This is a genomic window from Photorhabdus aballayi, from assembly GCF_026153155.1.
In the GTDB taxonomy this organism is placed as follows: Bacteria; Pseudomonadota; Gammaproteobacteria; order Enterobacterales; family Enterobacteriaceae; genus Photorhabdus; species Photorhabdus luminescens.
The window spans coordinates 23,924-30,442 of record NZ_JAPFCD010000059.1 but is presented as its reverse complement, the minus strand read 5'-3'; the positions used below and the strand labels follow the sequence as shown (position 1 = coordinate 30,442).

Sequence of the window (6,519 nt, the reverse complement as noted above, 5' to 3'; positions counted from 1 at the left end):
AAACTATGCAATTTATTTAATGTTAAAATTGTGCTCATTACATGTTGAGCATAATGAGACTTTGTCAACCAATTGAAATGTTTAATTAAATGGTTAATTATGCCTATTATTACTTAATGATAATATGTGAAATTTCTTTATGATCATTATTGTAACATAAGATGGGGTTATATTTATTTTGCAATAATAATGAAAATTGTTTGATAACTGTTAAGAATAAAGATGATAAAACTCAATCTCAGTTAATGCATACTTTGATGTTAAATAATGCAAAGAAGAAAAGTAGTTGTAATGTTTTCTTGTTAATATTCCATTCTATTGCGGATGGAACGATTAATTAAAATAAGAAGGATATATGATGCTATTTTGTTCAAAGAGCTTGAAATATTTTATGGAGTCAGCGAAAAAAGAGTCATTTACTTTAGCAGCGGATACGCTTTGTATTACTCCCTCTCCTCTAAGTAGGATCATATATCAACTGGAACAACGTGTGGGCTGTCAACTATTTGAACGATTACCGGGAAGAACCAAACTCACTGAGGAGGGGAGAGCATTATATCAGGAGTTATTGCCATGTTATGAGAGAATGCAGCGCGTTGAGGATAATTGGCATTATCGGAGAAGCGGGAGATTAGCTAACGCCGGGAAACTTATTATTGGGACAAGTGGAGAATATATTAATAAAATTTCGGCAGTGATAAAAAGAGCGGTACAACGTTATCATTATCGTGATATTTACATAAAAAACAATTTTCTGGTTGATGATTCGGCAAGAAAAGAGGCAATATTTTCTTCTTTAATGAAAGAAGATATAACCGTCTATGTGACGACTGAACATTATCCTGACAACGATGATATTGTCAGAGTGGATGGAACTTATCAGACTTTGCGCCTTGCTGTAGCTAATGATATTTTAGGATCGGAAAGTAACGCTGATGATATTATATATACATTGCCTTTGGCTCAGCATAATAGTGCTTTCTTTAAACAGTGTGGCAATTTTATTTCACTGAATTGTCTACCTGAATACCAGAATTTAACTTTGCTAACTGTGCCTGATTTTACTAATCGGTTGGACTTAGTGAAATCAGGTGTCGCGATAAGTTTAATGACACCGAATGAAGTGTTCTGTTCTGCTGATCTTCATAAAGATATTACTTTTTTGAATTTTAAATCGTATCCAACACCATCAGTGAAGTATTGTGCTTATACTCTCAGGAATAAATATAAAGAACCATTGAATTTACTCATTTCAGATTTAATTCTTTAGGGTTAATCTGGGATGTTTATTATTGAATGAATTAAACTACTGGTTTTGATTAATGAAATATTATCGTGATTGAATGAAACTTTCTTGAGCTTTTAACGATGGTTGGTTGTTAAATCCCCTGAATCAAAGTTCAGGGGATCTTTTATGGCTAAATTAATCAATAGCTATTTTGCATAACTCAATTTGTGCTGGATGACGTGAAGTTGCCTGTATAAGTATTACGTACATTCCTATGAGCGCCAGCGGAGGGTTTAATATCTTGTAATAATACATAGGTATCTCTACCTTGATGTTTCATTGAAACAACCTCGAACGGTGTTTCTCTGGGAAGCAATATTTCCGCTTGTCCAGCTTGTGGTCCACTGACTCTTAATTTCAATTTTTCAGTAAGGCCTTTTCTCGAATCGTTTAAATCCATCTTAAATACTTGCTTCTCACCGGCTTGGGTACGTAGATATTCCAGCGTGCGTACATTTAATTTCCTGTTATCCAATACACTAATCGATGGTGTTTTTTGGTCAATTGCAGAGTGATAGCTGCTCATATTTTAACTCCTTAGATGGTGTTAATCTTCAAAATAATTTAAGTTATGGCAATATCCAGAAGATTTTATATCACTAAATAGGCAAGGAAAGCGATTTGCCGTAGATGTTATAAATGCAAACGCGTTGGTAATTTTTGAGATTGTATTGTTTGAGATTGTATTGATAGGAATTAAGGTATCAGATAGTGGGTGTGGTTGGCTGACCATGAGGAAAAAATGGGAAATGGGTTATTTTTATAATTTCATCCTTCATTAGATTAACAGTAAATTAATTTCTATTAAGTTTGTAACACTTTCTTACAAATTTGTATTTTTGTAAATTAAAAAAATGAAAATTTTCTCTTGCTATTTATTGATGATTTAATAATCATAACTTAAATTCCATCATATTGGACAGTATGAAGGAAATTCCAACTCCTGTTCCCTTTATTCAAAGGGACTAATTGATGGGGATGCACTGCTGTATCCCTGTCGCTCAACTCATTATTACTCACGGCATAAGCGGTGTTTTTTATCTGTGGTAATAGGATTTTTACTGTTTTATTCATTTTTAGATAAATCAATAAGTTGTGGTCATATTGAGGTGTTTGTGCTGATTTCATCAGTATGGATGCTTTTGTGATGATGAAGGTCATTGATGGCCAGACGGGAGAACTCCTGTGGGATTTTTATCCCATGATGTTCGGGCTGTGCCCTTATATATAACGTTAACAGTACAGTAAGGAAAGAGTATCAATGAGCAAATTAAGCCCACTCTATTGTCTTGATTGTAAAAACATGCTGAAAAACTGGTTGGAATTTCAGTTGGTGGATGAACAGGGGAAACCCTTGATCAATATGCCTTATCGTTTGAAAATCCGAGGAAATCCTCGGCTGGGACGTAAAGGCGTTACCGATGGCAATGGTTTATTAAGGGAAGAAGATATGCCACCCCATCCGGTAACCCTGTATATCGGCGCCCAACCACTGGCCGACGAAATGGAACAGCGTCCGTTGCGGGAAATACGCGGTGAAGAGGCTTCGGTGGTGAAGCCAAAAGCAGAAACTGAAGGCCATCAATATCGCTATGTGACTATCGGGCAGATCAGTGATGGATTGCCGGAGATTAAGGATTGGAAAGATCCTAAAGACATTCCACCCCCTTATCACTTCCCGGACCCGGAACCACAAGGCTATGAGGTCTATCCGATGAATCGACGGTATGTTCTGGAAGTATGCCCGTTTCGGGCCTGGGTTCTGCTGCTGCATCATCAAAAAGAGTATTCCATTGTGAATGCTTATAACCAAAGCTTAATGAGCGTGCTGGCTTATGCCAATGGTGATGTTGATATTGAAGGTTCTGTGAAACACTTTTTTAACCGGCAAATGGTGGATGTTTCAAAATTGCCCTATAAAGTGGAAGAATTGTCAGCAACGCCTGTAGTTTACGATGTACCGTTTAGTGAACGTTATGCTCAAGTGGAATTTATTAATTCAAAAACAGGGGATAACAAGCAGGGTAATACTCAGTTGTTTTATGTGGCAAGTAAAAACGATGTGATTGTCAGTTGGCGGGGTACAGCCAGTACAGAGGATGTTCTGACAGATGCTACGTACCAACCTTTGGAACTAGGTTGTGAGGAAAAAACGCTATGCAGCGGGTTTATTCATAGCGGCAAAGTACATAAAGGGTTTTGGGAGGCATTTAACCTAGTTAGCAAGTTAAGAGTTCCCAGTGATACAGCTCAAGACGTATTTAGCGATATCATTAAGTTAGCTAACAACAAAAGGTTATTTGTTTGCGGTCATAGCTTAGGAGGAGCGCTTGCATTACTACATTGCGCACAACTGAAAGAATATGATCCATGTTTTTACAGCTATGGAATGCCTCGGGTGTTAACTGCCAGTGCGGTACGGGAACTAGCAGATATCACCCATTACCGCCATGTGAATGAAGATGACCCAATCCCTTCATTACCACCGGAAAAAAATCTGGATAACTGGCTATATGACTGTTGGGGACCGCTAGGCTATCTATTCAGCCCTATTGAGTTGCTGGATGTTACCAAAATCGGTGAAATTTTCTTACATCACGGGAAAATAGTGCACTTTTGTAAAATCAATCTGGTTATTGAATGGCTGGAGGAACGTAATCCAAGCAACCATATACGACTCAGAACCACTTTACCCACCAAAACAAAATTGTATTTAATTCCGTCATTAAACTGTGAAACGGAACACAATCTAAAGGCTGCGGGGGAGATTCAAAAAGGATTTTTTAAACAAATAAGCGATGCGGATAAAGCCAAATGGTTTCCACTGAATGAGAATCCGACCGAAAAAGATGCCTTGGGGTTCCCTGATCACAGTTCATTGAAATACGCCCGTTACATTGGCGCACGACTGGCAGAATTAGTTGCACCGGATAAATACCATTTTTTCCGAGATCAAGAACAGTTATTTGAAAAAACGCTGAATGAGAGGAACGATATTGTTGCAGATATCCGGCAGCGCGATGCATTATTTTTACAGATGGACCATCACTTAAAGCAAGCATTGATTTGCACTCAACAGGATCAAAAAGGACCTTTAGCCTTAACACACTATATAGATAACGCTGTAGGAATTGAGGAACAGTTACCATGATCAATATTAAGCAATACTTATCGGTCCTATCTGTGATTTTAATATCAGGCTGTGCTGACCCAAATGAGCCGCTCTCTCCTCCCAAAGAGAATCAGTGGATTACGGTGGAAGGGGTAGTGCCAAAATATACCGAACCATATGTATCCGCTGTGTATATCTCAAAAGACTGCCTTGAATATCAGCTACATGCAGATATGTCACCTTATAAGGTACCAACCTATAATGGGCTTCGTCTGAAAGTAAAGGCCGATCCACAAACCGGTTATTTTCAAGCGAAATTACCTTTTAATGGCGGTGGCCGATGTAAGTGGAAGATTGATCGAGCTTTTGTGTCTGTGCGCTATACTGACGTCAGCCATCTGATGAAGGATGTTGTTAATGAGGGAGGCAATGGAACAGGTTTAACCGCTTTTATCAACAATGCAACCCAAACAAGTCTCAGCGAAAATACAGTGTTGAATACCCTAGATTTTAGACCTGTTATTTACCCTATTCTGGAAATAGTTGAAGGGTTTCCGAAACGCTTATTCTTACGAGGTGAAGTAGGTACGCGTTTCTTCCAATTAAAATTAACTCCGGGAGCTGAATGGAAAATTATCTTTAATCCTAAGCTGGATGAAACCAAAATACCAAAAATCACCATTACTCATGGAAAAGGAGAGTGGGTTGAATATCCTGATGGGCTTATTAAAACCGATACTCAACAAGTCGACTTCCGATACATAAAATAAGTAAATTGCAATTTCAAAAGCAATCTAGCCTTAACACGCTATATAGATAACGCTGTAGGAATTGAGGAACAGTTACCATGATCAATATAAAGCAATACTTATCGGTCTTATCCGTGATTTTAATATCAGGCTGCGCTGATCCTAATGAACCGCTTTCTCCTCCTAAAGAGAATCAATGGATCACGGTAGAAGGGGTAGCGCCGAAATATACCGAACCACATGTATCCGCAGAGTATATTTCAAAAGATTGCCTTGAATATCAGTTACATGCTGACATGTCACCTTATAAAGTACCAACCTATAATGGACTTCGCCTGAAAGTGAAAGCTGATCCGCAAACCGGTTATTTTCAAACAAAGCTGCCTTTTAACGGTGGTGGCCGGTGCAAATGGAAAATTAACCGGGCCTTTGTGTCCATAACCTATACTAATGTCCACCATCTAGCGAAAGATGCAGTACCCTATGGGGGAGCCGGTTTAATCGCATTTATTAATGATGCAGTCCAGACGAATATTAGCGAAATCGCCGCATCGAATACAATTGACTTTAGCCCGGTTATTTACCCTGTTTTAGAAATAGTTGAAGGATTTCCGAAAAGCGTATCCTTACAGGGTGAAGTTAAAATGTATCCTTTCAGATTAAAATTAACACCGGGCGCTAAATGGAAAATCACCTATAAACCCAAGCTGGATGAAACCAAAATGCCGAAAATCACGGTGACTAATGGGAGAGGAGAATGGGTTGAATATCCCAATGGAAGAATCGACCTCCATCGCCAAACGATAGATTACTGGAAGATAAAATAATATCTACTTCTGTAGGAATTGAGGAAAACTTACCATGATAAATGTTAAACAATATTTAGCTGCGAGACTTATCTAAGAATGCGTGTAGGGTATTAGCCTGTTGGGGATCTAATTGTTTTCTTTAAATAGCTGTTGCAAAAAAAGCAGATGGAAAATTTGCAATTGTTTTTTTGATTAAAGCTGGAAGGAATAAACTGTTATTGTTTGCATCATAATTGATGAGCAATGAAAGAATAGTGAAATTTAGTTGTGGAGAGTGTTAATTGTGTAATTTATTTAATGTTATATTGAAATTCATTTAATGAAGATATTATCATAATATTTATAACTAATTGAAATATAAAATTCTAATAATGGTGAGATATATTTTTCTTAATAAGATAATATGGATTTTCATTAAAATAATTACCCTAATATAGTGGTGATTTATATTTATTTTATAATTATTGTGCAAGTATTAAATAAATATTAACAATTGATGTAGTGAAATTCAATGTCCATTAATGCATGTCCTAATGTAAAAGAATGCAAAGTAGAAACATC

Annotated in this window: 5 protein-coding genes; 4 read left to right on the top strand and 1 reads right to left on the bottom strand. The window is 37.2% G+C overall.

Features of this window, described 5'->3' with window-relative positions:
* The first annotated feature begins 355 nt into the window (after nucleotides 1–355).
* Complete coding sequence (locus tag OO184_RS20880) at nucleotides 356–1,270, top strand: LysR family transcriptional regulator (protein WP_265380837.1); 915 nt, start codon at nucleotides 356–358, stop codon at nucleotides 1,268–1,270.
* A 178-nt stretch (nucleotides 1,271–1,448) separates the two neighbouring features.
* Here the strand turns inward: OO184_RS20880 and OO184_RS20875 are convergent, their stop codons facing one another.
* The gene (locus OO184_RS20875; RefSeq protein WP_265380836.1) at nucleotides 1,449–1,814 is read right to left on the bottom strand and encodes a hypothetical protein; all 366 of its coding nucleotides are present in this window, start codon (nucleotides 1,812–1,814) and stop codon (nucleotides 1,449–1,451) included.
* Nucleotides 1,815–2,549: 735 nt separating this feature from the next.
* Between OO184_RS20875 and OO184_RS20870 the strand changes: the two genes are divergently transcribed.
* The 3 genes from OO184_RS20870 to OO184_RS20860 all read left to right on the top strand — a co-directional run bounded on the left by OO184_RS20870 (nucleotide 2,550) and on the right by OO184_RS20860 (nucleotide 5,976).
* Nucleotides 2,550–4,439 (top strand): Tle2 family T6SS lipase effector, encoded by a 1,890-nt coding sequence (locus OO184_RS20870; protein ID WP_265380835.1) that lies wholly within the window; start codon nucleotides 2,550–2,552, stop codon nucleotides 4,437–4,439.
* Complete coding sequence (locus tag OO184_RS20865) at nucleotides 4,436–5,170, top strand: hypothetical protein (RefSeq protein WP_265380834.1); 735 nt, start codon at nucleotides 4,436–4,438, stop codon at nucleotides 5,168–5,170. Before OO184_RS20870 ends, OO184_RS20865 begins: the two co-directional genes overlap by 4 nt.
* Nucleotides 5,171–5,247: 77 nt before the next feature.
* The gene (locus OO184_RS20860) at nucleotides 5,248–5,976 is read left to right on the top strand and encodes a hypothetical protein (protein WP_265380833.1); all 729 of its coding nucleotides are present in this window, start codon (nucleotides 5,248–5,250) and stop codon (nucleotides 5,974–5,976) included.
* Nucleotides 5,977–6,519 lie beyond the last annotated feature (543 nt).